Source organism: Acaryochloris sp. 'Moss Beach' (assembly GCF_021497025.1).
Lineage (GTDB): Bacteria > Cyanobacteriota > Cyanobacteriia > Thermosynechococcales > Thermosynechococcaceae > Acaryochloris > Acaryochloris marina_A.
In genome coordinates, this window is sequence record NZ_CP071717.1 from 1218076 (window position 1) to 1240050 (window position 21975).

At 47.2% G+C, this 21975-nt stretch carries 21 protein-coding genes, 1 tRNA gene and 1 pseudogene; 13 read left to right on the plus strand and 10 right to left on the minus strand.

Annotated elements, in window-relative coordinates; genetic code table 11:
* Positions 1–159: 159 nt before the first annotated feature.
* From HRE53_RS05590 to HRE53_RS05610, 5 genes are all read left to right on the plus strand, one after another.
* Entirely contained in the window at positions 160–2118 is a 1959-nt protein-coding gene (locus tag HRE53_RS05590) for a tetratricopeptide repeat protein (protein ID WP_235109391.1), read from the plus strand.
* Positions 2119–2162: 44 nt separating this feature from the next.
* Entirely contained in the window at positions 2163–2651 is a 489-nt protein-coding gene (locus HRE53_RS05595; protein ID WP_212662577.1) for a GNAT family N-acetyltransferase, read from the plus strand.
* A 63-nt stretch (positions 2652–2714) separates the two neighbouring features.
* Complete coding sequence (locus tag HRE53_RS05600) at positions 2715–3431, plus strand: hypothetical protein (RefSeq protein ID WP_235109393.1); 717 nt, start codon at positions 2715–2717, stop codon at positions 3429–3431.
* Positions 3432–3493: 62 nt separating this feature from the next.
* A complete protein-coding gene (locus tag HRE53_RS05605) occupies positions 3494–3748 on the plus strand; it encodes a type II toxin-antitoxin system Phd/YefM family antitoxin (protein ID WP_212662579.1) in 255 nt (84 codons plus the stop codon).
* Positions 3741–4004, plus strand: a complete 264-nt coding sequence (locus HRE53_RS05610; protein ID WP_235109395.1) for a Txe/YoeB family addiction module toxin — start codon at positions 3741–3743, stop codon at positions 4002–4004. The genes HRE53_RS05605 and HRE53_RS05610 overlap by 8 nt, the downstream gene beginning before the upstream one ends.
* A gap of 34 nt (positions 4005–4038) precedes the next feature.
* Here the strand turns inward: HRE53_RS05610 and HRE53_RS05615 are convergent, their stop codons facing one another.
* The 8 genes from HRE53_RS05615 to HRE53_RS05650 form a co-directional block, all read right to left on the minus strand.
* Complete coding sequence (locus tag HRE53_RS05615) at positions 4039–5574, minus strand: NAD(P)/FAD-dependent oxidoreductase (protein ID WP_235109397.1); 1536 nt, start codon at positions 5572–5574, stop codon at positions 4039–4041.
* Between the two features lie 54 nt (positions 5575–5628).
* Positions 5629–7308, minus strand: coding sequence for a nitrate ABC transporter substrate-binding protein (locus HRE53_RS05620; RefSeq protein ID WP_235109399.1), 1680 nt, complete (start codon positions 7306–7308; stop codon positions 5629–5631).
* Positions 7309–7756: 448 nt separating this feature from the next.
* Positions 7757–8821: an ABC transporter ATP-binding protein gene (locus HRE53_RS05625; protein ID WP_235109400.1), complete on the minus strand. Its 1065-nt coding sequence runs from the start codon at positions 8819–8821 to the stop codon at positions 7757–7759.
* 32 nt (positions 8822–8853) lie between these two features.
* Positions 8854–9369 (minus strand): DUF937 domain-containing protein, encoded by a 516-nt coding sequence (locus HRE53_RS05630; protein ID WP_235109402.1) that lies wholly within the window; start codon positions 9367–9369, stop codon positions 8854–8856.
* A gap of 157 nt (positions 9370–9526) precedes the next feature.
* Positions 9527–10201, minus strand: coding sequence for a response regulator transcription factor (locus HRE53_RS05635; RefSeq protein ID WP_212662587.1), 675 nt, complete (start codon positions 10199–10201; stop codon positions 9527–9529).
* The gene (locus tag HRE53_RS05640) at positions 10198–11712 is read right to left on the minus strand and encodes a cell wall metabolism sensor histidine kinase WalK (protein ID WP_235109404.1); all 1515 of its coding nucleotides are present in this window, start codon (positions 11710–11712) and stop codon (positions 10198–10200) included. Before HRE53_RS05640 ends, HRE53_RS05635 begins: the two co-directional genes overlap by 4 nt.
* 12 nt (positions 11713–11724) lie before the next feature.
* The gene (locus HRE53_RS05645) at positions 11725–12336 is read right to left on the minus strand and encodes a cupin (RefSeq protein ID WP_235109405.1); all 612 of its coding nucleotides are present in this window, start codon (positions 12334–12336) and stop codon (positions 11725–11727) included.
* 28 nt (positions 12337–12364) lie between these two features.
* Positions 12365–12838, minus strand: coding sequence for a hypothetical protein (locus tag HRE53_RS05650; protein WP_235109407.1), 474 nt, complete (start codon positions 12836–12838; stop codon positions 12365–12367).
* Between the two features lie 359 nt (positions 12839–13197).
* Between HRE53_RS05650 and HRE53_RS05655 the strand changes: the two genes are divergently transcribed.
* Positions 13198–13452: a hypothetical protein gene (locus tag HRE53_RS05655; protein WP_212662590.1), complete on the plus strand. Its 255-nt coding sequence runs from the start codon at positions 13198–13200 to the stop codon at positions 13450–13452.
* Positions 13453–13664: 212 nt separating this feature from the next.
* Complete coding sequence (locus HRE53_RS05660; RefSeq protein ID WP_212662591.1) at positions 13665–14126, plus strand: hypothetical protein; 462 nt, start codon at positions 13665–13667, stop codon at positions 14124–14126.
* A gap of 135 nt (positions 14127–14261) precedes the next feature.
* Here the strand turns inward: HRE53_RS05660 and HRE53_RS05665 are convergent, their stop codons facing one another.
* Positions 14262–14537 (minus strand): YggT family protein, encoded by a 276-nt coding sequence (locus tag HRE53_RS05665; RefSeq protein ID WP_235109410.1) that lies wholly within the window; start codon positions 14535–14537, stop codon positions 14262–14264.
* 160 nt (positions 14538–14697) lie between these two features.
* On the minus strand, positions 14698–15351 hold the full coding sequence (gene upp / locus HRE53_RS05670) for a uracil phosphoribosyltransferase (RefSeq protein WP_212662593.1): 654 nt from the start codon (positions 15349–15351) through the stop codon (positions 14698–14700).
* A gap of 319 nt (positions 15352–15670) precedes the next feature.
* Between upp and crtH the strand changes: the two are divergent.
* The 6 genes and pseudogenes from crtH to HRE53_RS05700 all read left to right on the plus strand — a co-directional run bounded on the left by crtH (position 15671) and on the right by HRE53_RS05700 (position 21946).
* A pseudogene (gene crtH, locus HRE53_RS05675) lies at positions 15671–17186 on the plus strand (carotenoid isomerase).
* A gap of 97 nt (positions 17187–17283) precedes the next feature.
* Positions 17284–17367 (plus strand) — tRNA-Leu (locus tag HRE53_RS05680).
* Positions 17368–17380: 13 nt separating this feature from the next.
* Complete coding sequence (locus tag HRE53_RS05685; RefSeq protein WP_235109412.1) at positions 17381–18166, plus strand: RNA methyltransferase; 786 nt, start codon at positions 17381–17383, stop codon at positions 18164–18166.
* 93 nt (positions 18167–18259) lie between these two features.
* Entirely contained in the window at positions 18260–18718 is a 459-nt protein-coding gene (locus HRE53_RS05690) for a hypothetical protein (protein ID WP_212662596.1), read from the plus strand.
* A gap of 400 nt (positions 18719–19118) precedes the next feature.
* The gene (glnA, locus tag HRE53_RS05695; protein ID WP_212662597.1) at positions 19119–20540 is read left to right on the plus strand and encodes a type I glutamate--ammonia ligase; all 1422 of its coding nucleotides are present in this window, start codon (positions 19119–19121) and stop codon (positions 20538–20540) included.
* Between the two features lie 521 nt (positions 20541–21061).
* A complete protein-coding gene (locus HRE53_RS05700) occupies positions 21062–21946 on the plus strand; it encodes a pentapeptide repeat-containing protein (RefSeq protein WP_235109414.1) in 885 nt (294 codons plus the stop codon).
* Positions 21947–21975 lie beyond the last annotated feature (29 nt).

The following is a 21975-nucleotide window of genomic DNA, read 5'->3' on the forward strand; positions in this document are numbered from 1 at the left end:
GAGAACCGCCCCAAGATAATCGGTTTCCCGAGTAAACTCCTTACTCGATCTCTCCATCCCAGTTTCTAATTAATGCTTGATAAAGCGACTGAGTAAAGCCAAATTCCTGGGATAAACTGACTGCAACCCTGATTCATAGCCGAGGTTCTCAATAACACCATGGTTAAACGCAAAAAGCCCACATCACAGTCGGCAAATCTTGGGTTTGGTGCCAATAATCCGGTCGGTGCGCTAAAACGAGCAAAAACTCATGCCAGAAAAGAGGAGTGGCCTGAAGTCTGTCGGACTTTGTATCCCCTTTGCCAATCATCCCCCCAAGAAAAATGGGTGTGGGAACTTCTAGTCGATGCCAGCTTAGAAACAGGCGAAATGAAGATTTTTCAAAAAGCTTGCGAAGGTCTCTACACCATTGCTCCTAGTGCCAGCAATTCCTATATGTTGGCAAGCGCATATCTAAAAAACAAGCATCCTTTAATGGCATTACATACCTTTCATCAGGCACTTGAACTAGATCCTGATCACGAACTTGCCACTCAAGCCAGACAAACCATTGAGCTATTAGAGCCAGAATTTCAAGATCTGTTAGCAGAAATAGGCTTAACGTCTAAGGATGATTGGGCTGTAGCCATGCTCCACGAACAAGGCCAAGCCTATATGGAACAAGGTGATTATGAAGAAGCGCGTGAGGCTGAAGAGCAAGTTCTAGAGAAGAATCCCACTTTTATCTCTGCTAGAAATAACCTCAGTTTAATCAGTTGGATGCAAAGAGATATCGAAGGTGCCATTACCACTGCTCAAGGCGTATTAGACTTCGAGCCTAACAACGTTCATGCCCTTTCTAATTTGATTCATTTTTTGGTTATCGCTGGGAAGCTTGATACTGCAAAATCCTATGGCGATCAACTCAAAGCAAGTTCTGCCAGTGCTTGGGATGGATGGACAAAAAAGGTAGAAGGACTGACCTATCTCACTGATGATGATGGTGTGGTTGAAGTTTGGGAACAAGCTCAAGCTGCGACAGTGGAAGAGTCGCCTTCTAGTATGTTGTTCTATCACCTATCAGCAGTCGCCCTTGCTCGAAAAGGTAAGGTTGAGCAGGCGATTTCTCAATGGAAAATTGCAGTGAATGACTATGACGATCATGACATTGCTAAAGAGAATCTAGACAATATTCGTAACCCCATTGGCCAGCGTAATGGAGCTTGGCCCTTTCAATGGGAGCAGTGGATCAATCCCCAAGAGATGCACGAGTTACAGCAAACCCTTGACGCTGGATTAAAGTCTAAAAAGGCGGACAAGCTAGTTGCTAATTTTGAGAGATTTCTAAAACATCATCCAAAGGTGATGTCTACTCTACCCAGAGTATTAGAGCGCGGAGGCCCCCAGGGGCAGGAATTCATACTCACGATAGCCGAACAAGTCAAAACACCAGAATTGCTGGAGATGGTGAAGGTGTTTGCCCTTAGTCAGAACGGTACAGATGCAATGCGTAATCGGGCTGCTAATTTAGCAGCTCAAGCCAAGTTAATCCCTAAAGATAAAGTAACGCTTTGGATTGAAGGAGAATGGCGCGAAATAATGCTGTTGGCTTATCAATTCCATACTGACCCCCTCGTTAAACATACTAAGCGGGTAAAAAATTTGTTGGAAGAGGCTATCTATCTTCTAAGAGCAAATAGCAAAGAGCCAGCGATTGAGGCTGAAACTCTCTTAAAGCAAGCGTTAGCCATAGAGCCAGACTCTCCTGATCTGATGAATAATCTGGCGATGGCTCTTAGCCAGCAAGATCGTGAGGATGAAACCAATGCTCTCATTTATGAAATTGTCGATCGATACCCAGACTATCTGTTTGCGAGTGCGGCGATGGCTAAGCTACATCTACAGAACCACGAAGTGGAAGCTGCCGAGGTCCTGTTGCACTCTTTTTTGTCCCGCGATAGCTTCCATATTGGAGAGTTTGATGCCCTTATGGACGCCTACATTGAACTATCCTTAGCCAAAAAGCAACGAGAGGGGGCTCGGGGCTGGTTCAATGTATGGGAGCAGGTGGCTATGGATATGCAGCTCATTAGCCCGCGGTTAAAATACTGGCGGAAACGCTTTAGTTCAAGTCTGTGATATGCAGATTATAGTTAGAGCCAAGGTCTATTTATGGATTGGCAATGACTATCGATGCATCATTGGGTTCTAATTTGGAGGTTAGACAGACCCCTTATACAGACTATGCTGGCGATATCTTTCTAATTCGGCAGCAAGTGTTTCACATTGAGCAAAACATCGATCCTGAACTGGATATGGATGGAGAAGATGCAACCGCCGATCACTTTATTGCCTATTGGCAACAGCAACCCGTCGGCATTGCCCGTGTCAGAGCCTATGGAGATGGAACCCAAGCTAAAATTGAACGGGTAGCGGTATTGCAGGGATTTCGTCAGCAGGGAATTGGCAAAGCGATTACAACCTCAGTCCTGCAGTATGTCCAACAACAGGGATTTGCCACGGCGATTCTTTATGCCCAAGCTCCGTCGGCATCGTTTTACGAACAATTTGGATTCGAACGGCAGGGAGAACCTTTTATCCAGGCAGATATGTCTCATATTGCTATGGTCAAAAATCTAACTGAAACTCTTAGGAGGCATTCAGCGTCATAGAGCGTTGGTCTTGGAATGGGGGAGCCAAGTGTTCAGCTAGGCTCAGGTTTGAAGTAGGTTTGCATGCTTAAAAAGATAGGACTGGTCGCCTTCTTGTTGCTACTAGGAGGTGGCGGCTGGTTGGCCTATACCTGGCAACAGGTCACCCATCTCCCCGATTGGTATACCCGTGAATCAACACCGGAAACAGCCCCCTCCACATTACTGCCCACCCAAATCGATGACCCTGCTGAAATAGAGAGCTTAGCCTTTGGCCTGCACCAAAAAGTAGATCGAGTCCTCAGCACCACCGCCTCCCAAACACCTGAGGTGCAATTAACGGCCCAAGAATTCAATCAGTTTGTGGTCACATCACTCCCAGCCCAGGCTCGTAGTCCTAAAGTGATTACCTCAGTAAAAGCGATGAATACCAAAATTGAAGCGGGCCAGCTCCAAACCGGGATTGTGGTGGATACATCGACACTTCCCCTAGACCAGTTGCCATCTGAGTATCAGGCAACGGTCAAGGGATTACTGCAAAGTTTCCCGGTTTTACAAGATAAGGAAATCTATGTGGGAGTGGAGGGCAAGCCCCAGGTCCAACAGGGGAAAGTGGTCCTAGGAGAAGATGCCAGGTTAGTCGTGGGCAATGTTCGATTTTCCTATGGAGATATCCGCGATCGCATCAATCTTCCAACCAATCTCTTAGACAGCCCCGTAAATCTCCAGTTGGGACAGCTCCAAATTAAGGATCTGAATTTTCAGGATCAGACTGTTATTCTCAAAGGCCAAGCCCAGTAGAGTCTATGACAACCTCACTTGTCTGATCGGCTATACTTGTACAGTAAGTAGTACAAGAGAATATGAACATCATTTCCTTCAGTGAAGCCCGCAGCAAACTGAAAGCTGTCTTCGATCGAGTCGTTGATGATGCCGACTACACGATCATCACTCGACGAGATGCTGATGATGCAGTGTTGATGTCTCTGGAGTCTTTTAATAGCTTGCTAGAAACCGTTCATTTGTTAAAGTCACCCGCCAATGCAGCTCACCTAGAACAATCCATTGCCCAATATCGACAGGGACAAGTGACTGAGCAAGACCTCTTGGATGAGTAGTCGCAAATTGGCCTGGACAGATGCTGCCTGGAACGACTATCTCTACTGGCAAGGACAGGATAAAAAAACGCTGAAGCGGATCAATAAGCTCATTCAGGCTACGAACAATCAGCCATTTAAAGGCATTGGTAAACCTGAGGCTTTACGAGAAAATCTATCGGGATTTTGGTCTCGACGCATAGATGAGACCCATCGATTAGTCTATGCCATTGATGATCACTATCTGACAATTATTGCCTGTCGGTATCATTATTAGTCCTTAACTCTAGGTGCTTTTCATTTCAAGCACTTCAAGCAACCGTTTTTAGCAAATCCTGAATCTGCTGTGGAGAAACTAGAGTATTGGCACAGAGGATACCGGAGGCCGCCACTGCAGGAACACCAATCCCAGGCATGGTTGAATCCCCGACTCGATACAGCCCTGATATGGGTGTATGGCAGCTGGGGAAGGTTCCCTTGCCTGCGGGAATGGCAGGACCATAGGTGCCCTGATGGCGACGGAGATAGTGGCGATGGGTAAGAGGGGTGCCAATGAGTTCTAGAGTGATGCGCGATCGCACATCCGGTATCACTATTTCTAAGGCTCGATAGAGGGACTGTGCCCGCTCCTGCTTGAGCCGATCATAATCCTCCACCCGTTCCCAAGGGGCAAAGGGTTCCAGAGTATAGGTATGAATCACATGATGTCCTTGGGGCGCTAAGGATGCATCCCAAACTGAAGGAATAGACACCATACAGGTATTGCCAGGATGAGTGATGGGCTGTTGATTGCTATGAATCACCACATGATGTCCAGGAAGGTCCGCTAGCCCCTCCGACTGAATCCCCACATGGAGATGCATAAAGCTATCAACGGCAGGAGTTGCCAAGGATTGTCGTCGATAGGCAGATGGTACATGCTCAGGTTTGAGAAGCTGATTGAAGGTGTCCCAAACCGTGGCATTAGAAATAACGATTGGGGCAGTTAGGCGTTCTCCATTCTTCAGCTGAATCCCCTGAACGGTTCCACCTTGAACTAAAATTTGGTCCACATGGGTCTTCAGGCGAAGTTCTCCTCCCCACTTTTTGAGACCTCGAATCAGGGCTTGGATAATCGCAGGACTGCCGCCCACGGGATAATCAATGGTGGAACCGGACCGTTCCCCAAACATAAATGCCATTTCTGGAGCAACGGTGTCTTGGGCTGTAAGCCCTGAAAGTAGAAAGCATTCCAAATCGAACAAGCGACGCACCCAAGGATCGCTCACGGTTCGATTAAGCATTGCCCCAGCAGAACTCTGGATATTGCGGAGCTGAGGCAATAACTGGGCTAAGGCCATCGGCTGATGCCGAATCAGCCAGGGAATCAAGGTCCAGTTACTGCGTAGGGTAAGGAGGGGAATTTGCTTGAGAGGCGCAAATAGGGCCAGAAATTTTTGTTCCAGTTTCTGGAGTTGACGGGCGCCATCAGGGGTAATTTGAGCGATGGCTTCTCGGTATTTTTGAGCATCGCCATAGATGGGGAAGCCATCTGCTAAATGCCCTGCCGGATCGTCTTCGGGGAAGTGATAGTAGCCGAGAGGATCATATGCGATCGCATCTACCGTTTCGCCTAAAACCTGCAACACTTGGCGCACCGGATTCAAGCTCTGAGGGTCACTCAGGCCACAATAAAAGGAAGGACCAGTATCAAAATGAAAGCCTTGGCGTTGAAATCCATGGGCAGCCCCACCCGGAATCGCATGGCTCTCACAAATCAATACCCGTTTACCGTATCGGGCCAACAAACTGCCAGCAATCAGCCCCCCAATACCGCTACCAATCACGAGGACGTCATAATCTGCCATTGTTGCTAGTAAGGCCTTAGGGTTGTCTCATTCAAATGCTAACGCCAGAACGGGTTAAGGGGTTAATCCTTTGCCAATCGAGACCCTAACATTTGGGCTTTCAGTCCCACCAGAATTCAAAGTCGTCTGAATACTCGCCGTAGGCAGTCTATCCGCAACATATTGTTCCACCGCAGTTGCCCGACTTTTCAACAAAGCCAAAGCTCTAGCACTACTGGCATCCACAAAGGTGGCATTAATTCGCACCGTATCGTTGGGATTGGCTGTATCCAAAACCTGATCCAATGCCTTTTTGGCTGGATCATTCAGTTGAGCTGCCCCCACTTCAAACTGAATGGCAATGGTTGTTTGCGTTGTGGCCGTTGCCTTTGCCTGGGTCTTTTCAGCCGGAGCAGAGGGTGCAGAGTTAGGCTTAGGTGCAATCGGTGGAGCAGTTGCTTGGGATGCGGGACAGCTAGCAGCCGCATCTGACGTTGCGAGTTCAGCCACAAAGCGGCCATCATAAAGCTGATCCACGCTATTTGGCGTTGCAGTCAGACGACCACTGCCGTATAGCACCTGTTTCGTGTAATTGAGACGCTGACGAAGCAACTTCGTCGGGCCATTCATCCAATGATTGGCACAGTTGACCTCAAAAAAGTATACGCCTTGCAAAAAGTTCAAGGATTCTGATGAAGTCAATCCCCCTAAATTCTCAAACTGCTGTCGCCAAGCCGTTTTATCAATAGAACGTCGCGAAATATGCTCGTAGTAGGCATTTACAAACTGTTGAACTTTACCAGGGTGATCCGCTAGGACTTGGGGAGACGCCACCACCACATCAACAATCGATCGTTGAACATGGGCAGAAGATAGAGAAGGAATATATCCAGCTCGACTCGCCTGAGTGACATAAGGCTCCCAAAAAATTCCAGCGACGATATTTTCTCCAGGTTGAGGATTCTGAAACCGCTGCCATGCCGTCGATGAATCATCCACACGAATGATGTTGAATTTTTCCAACGCAAACTCTGGAGACTTATCCGCCAGCAGAATACTGAGATATTCGCTAGGGGTATTGCCCGCAAAAATAATAGATAGGAGTTCTCCCTGCTGTGCAGCTTGGGTGGCCGCACGATTCAACCCTTGAATCGTAGTGACTTGGGGAAATTGCTTGTTATTGAGGACAAGACGATCAGCTCCACGGGTCCAATCCCACATGGCAATGATTTTGCCCGTACTGGGGGTCTCAAACAGTTGATTGATGGTCGTCACCATAAAATCAACTTCGCCGCTGGAGAGCTTTTGGGCTCGCGTTTTCTGATCTAGCTCATCCGAATATCCGATGGTAATTTCAGCATCTTTGAGCTTTTTCTGGAAGTCCTGATCCCAAAGGGTACTGTAGCCTAAGAACGTATCGCCTAAGACCTCGATATTCGCAGGGCCAGGACTGACAACTGGCTCAGTTGCTCGCTTCCAAGGACTGATCAATGCGATCGCAGCACTTACCGCCCCGGCAAAGAGTAAAAAACTCAGGAGAACCGTTGTTTTCTTGTTCGGTCGCTTAGTTTTGTCGTCAGATGGCAAAGTATTTTGAGGTTGAGTAATACGTTTATGTTTAGGCTTGTCGTACAGTGGCGCTCCACAAACAATGCACTTTGTCATGTGCATTCGTGTCACAAAGTCGCATTGCCAGCAGTACTTACGCTCACCTTCGTCGCCAGCTTTTCTTTCAACATCTAGTTCAGTTGCCAATCGAATGTCCCCTCACCATTCATTGTCTCTATTATATAGACATAATAGGCTGTAAGTCCCCATTCAAGGACTCTAGGGTTCAAACTCCCCAACAAATAAGGCGAGGACTGGCTATTTAGCTCTATTATCATCCAGTGGCTAAATAATAGTTGTTATGGGTGAACAGTTTTACCATCCAATGATTGGGCTTTATGAGGGGACAGTCATACTCAAGTTAAAGCCCCTTTGATCCCTCTATTCGATGGCGCATATTTTCAGTCAACAAAAAATATACTGACGGGTCTATCAATCAAAAAAATGTTTGGGTAAAACAGACTGAACCATTTAGTTTTTCAAGCATAGATTCTACAAGCTGCAATTTAAAGAAGAGAGCATGTTACTTCTCTCTAAACCAGCGACATGCTCTCTTCTTTATTGCTCTAATCTCTCGTTCAACCAATCTTGATAGCTATTCCAATCGCAGTTGCGATCGCACATCAAACCAATGCAGTTGATTGGTGGGTAATGCCACCGAAATAGTTTCTCCTGACCAGGTTTGATCGGTAGGTAACAAAGCCCGTATCGTCTCTTCACCGCCCTGGACTTTAATACTCAAAAGATTACTCATCCCCAAATTCTCTACCAGGAAGACTTGGCCTGTAACTGTGGTGGCATCCCCTGATGTAGCTAGTCGGGTATGTTCAGGTCGAATCCCTAAGACAATTTCCCGAGGACTCCCAGCGCTACTCGGTAGAGGAATCCGAGTAGCCCCCAAAATGGCTGATTGATTCTCACACCTGAGGGTTAACAGATTCATCTGGGGGCTACCAATAAACCCAGCCACAAACTGGTTGGCAGGCCGAGAATAAATTTGTTGAGGTGGATCGAGCTGCTGTAAATCTCCTTGGTAGAGCACCGCTACCTTAGATGAAAGCGTCATGGCTTCTGTCTGATCATGGGTGACATAGACAACCGGGGCTTTTTGCTTCTCAAATAACTGCTTGAGTTCCGCCCGCACCTGCTCTCGCAGCAGAGCATCCAGATTACTTAAGGGTTCATCTAACAAAAACACTGCAGGATTGCGAACTAAGGCGCGACCTAGGGCCACCCGCTGTCGTTGTCCCCCCGAGAGTTGTCCGGGTTTACGCCGCATTAAGTCATCGAGGTTGAGGACGCGGCTAGCTTCAGCCACCCGCTGCTGAATATCATTGCTAGACATTTTGCGCAGCTTCAACCCTGACGCAATATTGTCGTAGACATTCATATGGGGATAGAGCGCATAGCTTTGAAACACCATGGCAATATCTCGGTCCCCGGCACTCTTATGAGTAACCACATCAGGTCCAATCACCACATCCCCTCGGGTGGGTTGTTCCAACCCCGCAATCAGGCGCAGAGTAGTAGATTTGCCACAGCCAGAAGGGCCTAGCAATGTCAAGAACTCACCATCCTCTACAGCTAGGCTGAGGTCCTTAACGGGAACAACTTTGGGGTTGTAGGTTTTATTGAGGTGTTTGATCTCAAGTTTTGCCATAGTGCAGAGGGAGATTGAGGTTTTGTAAAAGGCTAACGCTGGCCTAAGAAGTTTCCGGCTAAGCGCAGGGCATCGGCAACATCGACATCACCGTCCCCATCACTGTCTAAAAACTGATTTAAGACGGGATTAGAACCCTGGTTTGGATTAGCTTGGGAAGAACCGCTATGAAGCAAATTCAACACGATGGGAACGAGTACAGGCAAAAGTCCTTGAATAACGCTGCTACTTAAACCCGTCCGCTGAGAAATTTCTTGGGCAATTTGCTGTTGTTGTCCGCCAGAAAACAGGGCATTGACCGCAGCCCCGTTGGCATTAGTACCGCCGTATTGATTGACGAGAGCTTGGGCTTGGTCTGCAGATTGAGACTTTAATGCAGAACGGACGTGATTGCCTAGCAAAGACATCACTGCTTCAGTGGAGCTATTGTTCATGCCTGGTTGCTGGCTGAGCTGCTGCACTGTATTCAGGATATTGCCCAATTGGCCGGTATTAGCTTGTAACGCTGGGTTATCAATAGCGCTAAGGATTTGATCAAAGAGTCCCATAGGAATTTGTCGGCTTAAGGTAAGGATCAGACTGCAGCATCATACTCCAGTCCAGAAGATCGATAACTGAGCCTCATCCTAAGGGGTGAGCAATCACGGGATCAAGTTAAGGGCATATCCCTTCATTGGACTTTACGTTTACAAGAGCAATAGTGACTCACTCTCTCATCACGTAGCCAACGCCCCGGACCGTCTGAATCAACCGCTTTTCCTGGTTCTCTTCGAGCTTAAGGCGAAGGTAGCGAATATAAACTTCGATGATATTGGAATCACCCATAAAGTCATACCCCCAGACCTGTTCTAGGATGCGATCGCGGGTCAATACCTGGCGCGGATGCATCATCAAATACACCAGCAAATCAAACTCTTTGGCGGTTAATTCAATCGACCGCTCCCCTCGAAAGATCTCACGGGTCCGCTGATTGAGGGACAGGTTCGAGAATTCTAGGACATCTGGATCTTCTTCTTGGGTTCGCCGCAAATGGGCACGAACTCTAGCTAACAGCTCCTCAATGCTAAAGGGCTTCACCATATAGTCATCCGCCCCGGCATCCAACCCTTCGACCCGATCGCTAATTTCATCTTTGGCGGTCAATAAAATAACGGGCACCTTATCCCCGGTCGCCCGCAGACGGCGGCAGACTTCAACGCCAGAGAACCCTGGCAACATCCAGTCCAGGAGAATCAAATCCGGTTGGGACTCCCGAGCTGCCGTGAGTCCCCCAATCCCATCATTGGCTACGGTAACCTGATACCCCTCATGGGTCAGTTCCATCTCAACAAATTGAGCCAATTTGGTTTCGTCTTCAACCAGGAGAATATGTGCTGTCATATTTTTGCTTCAGGAGATATGGGTAACGTCACGGTGAATGTGCTGCCTTCACCCTCTGCAGAAAGGACACTGACTTGCCCTCCCATGCCTTCGGTGAAGGTCTTGACTAAGGATAGGCCCAGACCAACACCACCTGTACAGCGGGCTCGGGCTTCATCTAATCGATAAAAACGTTCAAAAATGCGGGATTGCTGCTTGAGAGGGATACCATCGCCGCGATCGCACACATGAATCAAAGCTGAATCCTCTCGTTGTTCTAGCTTCACAGTGACAGGTTCCGTAGTTGCTGAATATTTAATCGCATTTTCCACCAAGTTTACCAATACCTGTTGGAGGCGATCCGCGTCGGCAAACACGGGAATTAAAGGAGACTCAGACTCCAACTCAATCTGACGATGATTAAACTTTTCTGCCATATTAACGACTTCTACCGCCACATCATTCAGAATCAACGTCTCCAGATGATAAGGCATATACCCATCATCAGCTCGGGCTAAACAGAGCAAATCTTGCAATAACCGAATCGTGAGGTCAGCCTCAGCCGTAGAGATTTCTAACGCTTCCCGCTGCATTTCAGTCAGGTTATCGCCCCGGCGTTGAATACTTTGCAAATAGCCCCGGACGATCGTGAGGGGCGTTCGTAGTTCATGGGAAACATTGCTCACAAACTCCCGCTGTCGTTCTGTAGTGTGCTGCTGCTCTTGCCAAGCCTCTGACAAGCGATCCAACATCATATTGAAGGTCTCTGCTAGTTCTTGGATTTCGCTGGGAGCATTGTCAATTTCGACCTTCGTCCCCCCTAAATCATCGGGTGAAATGGCTTTGGTCATTAAGCCCATTTCGCAAAGGGGGCGTAACGACCGATTCACATACCAAGTTAAAGCTAGAGTAATCAAGACAATAGCAACTACACTGGCCAGGGCCAGGGACTGCACACTAGCAACAAACTTACGTTGATCCTCAGTAATATCCTGGGCCACAAAGAGCGTTCCTAATGGCTGATTTCTCACCCTTAAGGGGCTATGGCAAGCTACAAAATCTCGCCCTTGGATGTGGTAGACCTTCGGTACGATGCTGTCTCGAAAAGCCGTTGCCAAGGTGCTAGGACTTTCAAACCGTTGCCACGCTGGACCTGACATATTGTCGGAAGTCGCCACTAAGGTTCCCTGAGCATCGTTCACCCAGAGCAATAAATTACGTCCAGACCGATTGTTAATCGCTTTTTCGATACTCTTCTGCACCGTAAACATTTCATCTTGTTGATAGAGCACCACATCATCTGCGATCCGATCGCCAATATCAACAATTTTTTGCTTGTGGCTAGAAATCAAAATCCGCTGCATCTTCCAGCTAGTCCATAAAGCAACGCTGGTCAGTCCCACAGCAATCAGGCCAGCAATACTAGCCGTCAGCCGAAACTGGAGTGACTTAGGATTAACAGCTTGGCGCAACTGGGGAGAGAAGTTTCGCCATCCCTTACGAAGGGAAGATTTGATCGGAAATGCACCCACGCTAGCCGTCCTTCAAAATAACTTGGCGGTATGGGAAACCGGATCAAAGTTGTACCGGGTTTGATAATCCGTCAGCCCGTAAAGATTAAATGTAACCGTCGGTTCATCACCTAAAGCTTCCACGCAGTGAATGGCCTCAGGCATGACGCTAATCGTATCGCCAGGGTTCAAAATCAACTCACCTGCAGCCTCAATCTTGTGGGGATGGCCATCGGACGGGGTACGCTGCCAGAACGTATTTTTCTCTTGGCCACTGACCAAAGCCACCACCCCCCAAGTAGCATGATTATGAATCGGCGACATTTGCCCCGGCAACCAAACCACCGTTTGTACCGTCAGCGGAAAATTCGGTTCATCGTAAAGCATGGTGACGGACCAACCTCGTTCAGGGTCAGGAGGCTGAACTTCAAACTGCAACCAGGCCGAGTCTGTCAGCAGCTCCCGAACAAGGGGATGGATAGCCTGTAGTCGCTCCTGATCCTGATCCATTGCCGCCAGGATATCTTCGACTTCCGTCAGAAATCGATACAGTCTGTAAGTTTGAGCTCTTTTCTGTGGCAAGGACTGATGGGACCAAGGTTGCACTTGGCCATCATCCGTTACGAACCAATCTTGATCTACCATCTTGATGTTCTACAAAGTGGATTCAAAGCTATTGAACAATGACTGGATAGTCAGGCGTAGGGTTCAGAGGACAACTAAAAACGTAGTTTCCCGGTTTTAGCGTAATCTCATAGGCTTGGGTTTGTCCTTGATTGAGGTCACCGCCACTGACTTTAGGCAGGGTAACTTGGTTGATCCCTTCCCCTCGCAGATAGAAACCCAGTTCATAAGGTACATCTCGGTTCGTAACTTCAAACACATACTTCCCAGGCTTTAGGGTCAAAGGTTTAAAACTGGATTGGCGTTGTTCTAAAGTTTCACCATTCAACTTCTTACAGTCGTCAGCCTGTGTTGTTTTGAATTTAAAATCTTCAGATTCTGTTTCCAAAAATTGACAGCCCGTTTGAGTCAATTTAATGACTTCTACAGGTTGATTTTCCTCACTGGTTTGGGAGGTTGAACTACAGCCTGCCACAAACACAAATGCCAACAAACTTCCATACTGAAGGAGTCTAAATTGCATAGGGTTTCATCTCATCAAGGGAACTAACGTACAGCCCTATCTCAAGTTTAAAGTTGAACAGATGATATCGTCCTGACCACTCAATAAATTTTCCCTGAGAATCCAGTAACGTCGGCCAAAACAGAACTTAAAGTCACTGTTTAAAATACTTCAATCCCTGAAAAATCACTTTCTTAACTAATCCCCATCTCTTTCTCAGCAAAATTTCAGATTGGTCAGTCTCAATCAAGAATGTATATGTGGATCTTATGAAAGGTTCGCCAAAAGAACGTCCTATTTCAGCCAAATTTCCATTTAATGCAACAATTAATTAGGCAATTTTAGTTGCACCGAAGATTAATCCATCATGGAGAGTATCAATGAAAGTTAAATATATGGCAATGGTTGCCACCGTTTCTTTACTAAGTGTTGGTGGCCTGGTGATCGGTTGCGCTAATCCCTGTGCTGCTAAAGAGAAGAACGGCGCCGAAACCACTGAAACAACAGATCCTTGTGCTGCGAAATCAGGCGATCCCTGTGCTGCGAAAGATGACCCCTGCGCTGCCAAAGGCGATCCCTGTGCTGCAAAAGAAGATCCCTGTGCCGCTAAGGCAGATCCCTGTGCAGGGTCGTAAGTACATCAACTCTCTCTTCTATCCTGTTGGCCTTACTTAGGGCTGTACTCAATTACAACTACAGATAACGATAGAATGCTGGAGGTAGATACTATATGTGTCTACCTCTGTTCTATTTGCTGTTTTGCGAGCGTTCGATCCAACACCATTGCCCACCACAAGTGGGAGCCAAGCAAATGCACTGGGACAGATAGTTAGCCAAACCGTTTTCAATGATTAATCAGATGAAATCAACCACTATGTCTTTACGTGTCAAGTTTGCCTGTTTCTGTGTGGCGTTTGCATTGCTCATCAGCAGTTTTATCAGCCCACCTGCCCTTGCAGTAACCCAAATTGAGCTCAAGGATCTGACCTACGCTGAATGTTCCCCTGATGTTGGCAAGGGAACGGTAACCAGTGGCGGTCCCATCATGCAATTGGCCAACTGTTTTATCATTTCAGGGACAACGGTCAACAAATCCGGTAAACCTGTGATGGATGCAGACGTATTTGGCCGCATCTTTGATGCAAACAACAACCCTGCCATGGAGAACCGGGGACGGCTGGGAGCCATTGATATTGTTGACCCTGGAGAAGGCACATTTGAGCTCAGAGTGAGTGTGCCCGATGCTCTAGTAACGCCCTTAAAACTTGAGAAGTTCAAGGCAAGCGGTTTTACCGCCAAAGTCCGCTAGTTGAGATTTAGACTTTAACTCAAATACCCTGAGTTCACCTTATCTAGAACTCAGGGTATTTAGTAGACCTATAGATTTTTCAACATGATACAGCATCCTCCTCTTGCCAGAAGAACGGAGGCTTATCAAGCTGTTTTACAAAGCAATCCCAGTCATAGCTTGCTGTAAGAACTGCAATAGAAAGATTGCTAAGATCGGAGAAAAGTCGATTCCACCTAAAGGCGGAATGATGGAACGAAAAATATTGAGATAGGGATCAGTAAGCTGACTCAAAACCGAAAAGGGTGCACTACTCCAATCAATATTGGGGAACCAACTTAGCAAAATCCGAATGATTAATAGAGCAAAGTAAATTTGTAAAAATGTTGCGAGACTGCTAGCAATTAATGCTGTAATTTCGGTTGCTGCCATGGTGATATATGTGGGGTTAGCCGTACAAGTAGATCGATACTGATATCCATCAGTTTAGCGGATGATTTGTAGTCAGGGTATACGGTGAGATTGCGAGATTGCCGATCCTCTTGAACGGCAATCCTCCACCATGGGGATACCCAACATGCTCTAAATTCACCTAAGCAGTTTCAAAGGCGCGATCGCCCGCATCTCCTAACCCAGGAACAATGAACCCTTGCTCGTTCAAGCCTTCATCAATGGTCGCAGTATAGATTTGTAAACTCGGATAGTTTTCACCCAATTGTTTAAGCGCTGGGGGGGCTGCCACGACGGAGATAATCCGAACCAATTCTGGATCGGCTTGGCGCTGGGTGAGTTCCTGCATGGTGGTCATAATCGACCCCCCCGTGGCTAGCATCGGCTCTGTGATCAAAATACGAGTCTGGGGCAGAAACTGATCCGGAAGTTTATTCAAATAACAGTGAGGTTGGAGGGTTTCTTCATCGCGAGCTAACCCCAAGTGATAAGTAGCGGCTCTAGGGATAACACTTTGTGCCCCATCCAATAACGTCAGTCCGGCCCTAAGAATGGGAACAACAGCGACTGGCAGTTCAGGATTGATCACAGCAGCGGCGGCAGGCCCTAGGGGCGTCTCCACAGTCGTTTCAATCAAAGGGAACCATTCCCGCATGGCTTCATAAGTTAGCCATCGCCCTAGCTCTGTCATCGCGGTCCGAAACATCACCCCAGGTGTATTACGATCGCGGGCCACCGCCAACCAATGCTTAATTAAAGGATGAGGAGGAACATATACCCGAAGTTGAAGCGCCATATGGTTACTAAAGCAGGTTGGGAGCAAAGCAGTTCGTTCTCGAACCTGAACTATCATACGCTTTTTAATCCGTTGCAATAGGTACTGAAGCACAGACCTTCAAAAATTTATTGAGAATTAATTGCAATTAGTGATTAACTGTTCTATATTTATTCATGTGTTCTCCTCTCAGAGGATTCGGCAGGTGGGGCCAAGGCGTTAGCGCAGCTTGGTTCCATTTTTTTTGAGGGTCTACAACAGCAATAAAAATCTAGATAAGTTTCTCTTGCAGGCAGGATAATGAAAGAGACAACTCCCCATATTTTCCTGACCTTTGCCCATGCCATCTTCCTTAAATAACGTTCCTAATCAGGCCTATGATGCCATTGTTATTGGCTCAGGGATCGGAGGCTTAGTAACAGCTACGCAATTAGCTGCTAAAGGGGCAAAGGTATTGGTTTTGGAACGCTACCTCATTCCAGGAGGAAGTGCGGGTTACTTTGAGCGTAATGGCTATCGGTTTGATGTTGGGGCTTCCATGATTTTTGGGTTCGGTGATCGCGGTACGACCAACTTGTTAACCAGGGCCTTAGCCGCCGTTGATCAGCACCTTGAGACCCTTCCTGACCCCCGTCCAAATCCACTACCATCTCCCCCAAAACTTAGATCTCAAGGTGCACCGAGACTATGAGAAGTATTTGCAAGAGTTGATTTCACTTTTCCCCCATGAGCGCCGTGGCATTCGTCAGTTTTACGACACCTGCTGGCAAATTTTTAATAGTCTCAACAGTATGGAGTTACTGTCTTTAGAAGAATTGGGTTACTTAGCCCGGTCTTTTTGGCACCATCCGGGCAGCTGCTTTCGGCTATTGCAGTATTTACCCCGTAATGTAGGAGACTATGCTCGGCGGTATATCAAAGACCCTATTCTTCTCAACTTTATTGATATGGAGTGTTATTGCTGGTCAGTAGTACCAGCAGCCCAAACGCCGATGATCAATGCTGGCATGGTCTTTTCCGATCGCCATTATGGCGGGGTGAATTATCCCAAGGGTGGCGTGGGTCAAATTGCCCTCAAGTTGGTTGAAGGGTTAGAGGCAGCCGGGAGCCAGATTCGCTATCGGGCTCGGGTCAATAAAATTGTGTTGGAGCAGGGAACAGCCGTTGGGGTTCAGCTAGCCACGGGAGAAACCTATCGCGGCAAGCAGATTATTTCTAACGCCACCCGCTGGGACACCTTTGGCAATTTATTAGATGAAGTTCCGCCAGCAGAAAAAAAGTGGCGACAACGCTACACAAAATCTCCCAGCTTTTTGAGTCTGCATTTGGGGGTTAAAGCAGAGGCACTCCCTGCAGACCTAGACTGTCATCATATTTTGTTGAACAACTGGGATGAGATGGCTGAACCTGGAGCGACGGTCTTTGTATCTATCCCCACCCTGCTCGACCCTTCTTTAGCTCCACCTGGGCATCATATTGTCCATGCCTTTACACCGAGTTGGGTCAAGGCTTGGCAGGTGCGATCGCAAACCCAATACCACACCCAAAAACAAGAGGCTGCTCAGACACTCATTACCCGATTACAGCAAATCATCCCCAATCTAGGCCAGCACATTCACCATATGGAAGTGGGCACACCTCGCACCCACCGTCGCTTTCTCGGCCGTCAGGATGGTACCTATGGCCCCATCCCCAGCCGTCAACTCTGGGGGCTAGTGGGCATGCCCTTTAACCGCACTGCCATTCCAGGCTTATACTGCGTCGGGGATAGTACCTTTCCAGGCCAGGGCTTAAACGCCGTTGCATTTTCGGGGTTTGCCTGTGCCCATCGGGTAGCAAAGGATTTGAAACTATAGACCTACTGAATAGGCTTTATTCAGGTTTTCGTGGAATAGAGTTGACGGATTGCCATAATGTGTTGAATGATAGTGAATCGCAGTTAATGCACAGCCAGCGGAACTGGCGGAATTGGTAGACGCGCTAGGTTCAGGTCCTAGTGTCTGCAAAGACATCCGGGTTCAAGTCCCGGGTTCCGCATTGGATACACACCATGATTACAAGCTTGCAAAATCCGCTGATTAAACAAATGCGGAAGTTGCAGCAAGTTAAACATCGTCGCCAGCAGGGCAAGCTGCTGCTAGAAGGCACCCATTTACTCCAGTCTGCCTGGGAGCAACATTGGTCTTTTGAGATTGTCTGCTATACGGCTAGATGGCAAGCCAAATATCCCCAATTATGGCAGCAGATTCAAGACCACGCGGCTCGATTAGAGCAGGTTAGTCCAGAGGTATTGCAAGCCACCGCGACAACTGTACATCCAGATGGAGTGGTGGCCGTAGTCAGTAAGCCAGCAACGACATCTTTGCCCATTCAGACCTTAGGATTAGCCCTAGAAACCATTCAAGATCCTGGAAATTTGGGGACTTTAATTCGAACGTCTGTGGCGACTCAGGTGGAAGGGCTGTTGTTGAATCAACAGTGTGCAGCTCTTGAAAGTCCCAAAGTATTGCGGGCCTCAGCCGGAGCCTGGTTTCATCTTCCTAAGTGGGCAACGGATACCTTCATCACCGCCTTACAAGAGTATCAACGGCAGGGCATCCAGCTCATTGCCACCGTTCCCGATGCATCCCAGACCTTTTGGCAGGTGGATTATCGACGACCGACCTTGATCTTGATTGGGAATGAAGGAGCAGGCTTATCCCAGCCTGTTTTGGATTTGGCCGATCACCAGGTCAATATCCCCATTGCTCCTGGGGTGGAGTCCTTAAATGCTGCGATCGCAGCAGCGCTTCTCCTCTACGAGGTTCGTCGGCAGCGCGATAGGAGACCGGCTTGATTACGTTCAATGACATCCAATGGATTCCGACCCAGAAGCCCATAAAATAAGGCTACTTAGTAAAATTTCTGTCGCAATTTTTTAAGATTTTCTATGACCACTGAAACTTCCTCTGCCAATGAAGTTGCTGCTGATGATTATGTTGTCATCGGTCTAGCGACCTGCTTTGTCAAAAAAGACAATAAGCTGCATCCCGTCAAAATTGTAGAGCCGATTCCCTCCGCTGCCCTAGAAGCGATCCTCAAAGGAATTCCTACCTCCTACGAAATGGCAGTAGCAACCACAGTAGGAGCAGCTTGGTCAAATGAAACACCTCATGCACCTTCAGGATTTCCAGCTGAAGCCCAATTCTGTGATGAGTTTTCTTTTCGCCTCCAAGCAACAGCCCGCAGCTATCGGTCACGCCCTGTTGCCCAAGCACACCTAGCACCAGGAGCTGTGAAAACAGACTTCAACTTCTCCACAGAGCGGAAGCGAATGCTCAATGCAGATCGCGCAGTCAGCACCGAAGACAATGTCAAACAGCATTCCCATACCCATAAGGTTCTCTAATCGGGGTATGCACCTGACTCCTTAAGCTCAGCCTCGCAGCAACATGTCTCTAGCCCGTATGGAACCCCACCCAATATATTTGGATCGGGTCAGATTTTGGTGGGCTCGGTAAAAATTAATTTTCCTGACGGCATAAAAAAATTAAAGCAAGACTTTAGAAATGCTCATCCATTGTGTTAATGGCAATTCTGGAGTTTCTTTCTTGAACAAAAAGCAGGGAGAAACAAAACTGTATTTTTTGATACAAAATTCCTGTGATCTAGTCTTTTAGGATATTAGGCTAAATCCTTGGCTTGACTCACCCTGAGCATTTTTTGTTTGACCACTTTTTATGAGCTTGGTAACATCTCTACCCCAGGGAATGCCCTTGAGCTTGCTATTTACTGTTAAGGAGTAATCCATGGCCCAATCCCCCCAGGACATTCTGAATTGGATTAAAAACGACAATATCCAAGTCGTTGATCTCAAATTCATTGATATGCCAGGTATTTGGCAACACCTGACCCTTTATCAGGATCAAATTGACGAAAGTAGCTTCACCGACGGTGTTGCCTTTGATGGTTCTAGTATCCGGGGGTGGAAAGCCATCAATGAATCGGACATGGCTATGGTGCCCGATCCGAATACAGCTTGGATCGATCCGTTCATGGAAGAGCCAACGCTCAGCATGATTTGTAGCATTCAAGAGCCTCGTACCAAAGAACCTTACGATCGCTGTCCTCGCTCCATTGCTCAAAAAGCATTGGATTATCTAGCTAGCACAGGAATTGGCGATACCGCATTCTTTGGCCCTGAAGCTGAATTCTTCATCTTCGAAGATGTTCGCTTTGACCAAACTGAAAATTCTGCTTACTACTATGTAGATACCAAAGAAGGTCGTTGGAACTCTGGAGCCATTGAGGAAGGCGGCAACTTAGGCTATAAGCCTCGCTATAAGGAAGGCTATTTCCCCGTTGCTCCCACCGATACCCTGCAAGATATGCGGACGGAAATGCTCTTGACGATGGCCAAGTGCGGGGTGCCCATTGAAAAACACCACCACGAAGTTGCCACTGGCGGCCAATGTGAACTGGGCATCAAGTTTCAACCGATCATCGAGTCGGGAGACAGCTTGATGATCTATAAGTATTGCGTCAAGAACGTTGCCAAGAAATATGGCAAATCAGCCACCTTCATGCCCAAGCCCTTGTTCAACGACAACGGGTCTGGAATGCATACCCACCAGTCTATTTGGAAATCAGGACAGCCTCTATTCTGGGGAGATAGCTATGCCAACCTGAGCCAGATGGCGTTGCATTACATCGGTGGCATCCTCAAACATGCACCAGCATTATTAGCACTGACAAATCCCACAACCAACTCCTATAAGCGATTGGTTCCTGGATTTGAAGCTCCCGTCAACTTGGCCTACTCTCAAGGTAATCGCTCTGCATCCATCCGAATTCCGCTTTCGGGTCCCAATCCCAAAGCAAAGCGTCTAGAATTCCGTTGTCCAGATGCCACTTGTAACCCATACCTAGCCTTTGCTGCTATGCTTTGTGCGGGTATTGATGGGATTAAAAACCAAATTGATCCAGGCAGCTCCTTAGATGTAGACATTTATGATCTCAGTCCTGAAGAGCTAGCCAAGATTCCTTCTACACCGGGTTCCCTTTTAGAAGCCTTAGAAGCATTGCAAAATGATCATAGCTTTCTGGTCGATTCCGGTGTATTTACCAAAGACTTCATTGAGAACTGGATTGAGTACAAACTCGATAATGAGGTCAACCCCATGCGGTTACGTCCTCATCCCTATGAGTTGTCCTTGTACTACGATGTCTAGACAATAGTTCTAGGCTGAAGTCAGAACAGTTTACAAAAAAAGCTGCCTACAAAGGCAGCTTTTTTTGTAAGAAGTGATCCAAAAATATAGAGTCCTTTACATTGGGCTTAATATAAATTTTCTTATTGTAAATAAGGATAGTGATTGGTCCCCATCAACAAGCTAGATAGCAGGTGCTGGCATACTTCTCATGTTTTTTTGGATCAAAACCTAATTTGAAGACGACAACTAAATTTCAGGTTATCTTTTTTCAGTATGGTGACTCAAGATCAGAATAGATGTATTGAGGCACCGCAAAAAGCTTGATAGACAATAAAACATGCTATCTTGTCCAAAATCACAGCCAAGTTCAGCATTCAGAGAACCAGGGGAGTAGTTTGACTGAACCAACTTGGTTTCACCACGGGACATCCATCAAAGATTGATGATGTCATTATTTTCTTGTTGAGAAAATTTTGTCTATATAAACAGACTGATTTATTTTCACAAGTCAGAAAAATGAGTGCAATTGTGCAGACCTTATGAATCTCAAATCTTTAAACCAAGTATCAGATGAAAGTCAGGCGTCTAAAGACTATGAGCCGGCAGAAACGGCCCAAACTCCTCAATTCAGTTATCAAGACCAATTAGTGCAACTGGCTCAACAGCGTGATCTTGAAGCTCTGACCACACTCATTGATCAAAAGCTAGCTGAACAGGCCGTGAAGGTCGCTGAAATTGATTTCAAAAATAATTTGCTACAGCTCAGCATAGAGTCTTCAGAGATCCCTGAGCAGTCCATTGTGGTGCCACTGTTACGAGATTATTTGAGTCAATTACGATTGCCTGAATTAACTGCAGTGACTATTTATGGCCAGAAACTCGGTCAAGAGCTGCCGTTTTGGATGGAAGAAGTGGCTTTAGATTTGCTGATTCTAGATGCTCAAGCTATAACGTCTCAACCCACGACTAACAGCAGTGGTGAAGGGGCAAGCCATCCGGTTACTCCTTTACCTGATGCAGCGCCGTTACCGAGTGAAATCGCCCTTGATATAACAGCAAAGTACGAAGCAGGTGAGCGCAACTTTGCTCGCATCAACCTCAAGGATGAAGCGTTGCCGGGGATTAATTTGACCTTAGCAGACTTACAAGAAGCCAATTTTGTATGGTGTAATCTCAGAAAATCGAGTTTGAGCCATGCAAACCTCACGAGCGCCCAGTTGCGCCATGCAGATTTAACGAATGCCAATCTTCAAGGGGCTAAGTTACAGGGAACTGATTTACAAGGGGCCAAGTTACAGGGAGCCAACTTAAGCTGGGCCGTTTTGCGAGGCACTAACTTAACCGATGCAGATCTAACAGATGTTAATTTGCAAAATGCTACCCTAGAGCGTGTAATTATGCCCGATGGCACCATGCTCGATTAGATTATTTGGGAGTTTCGCTCCCCTATTTC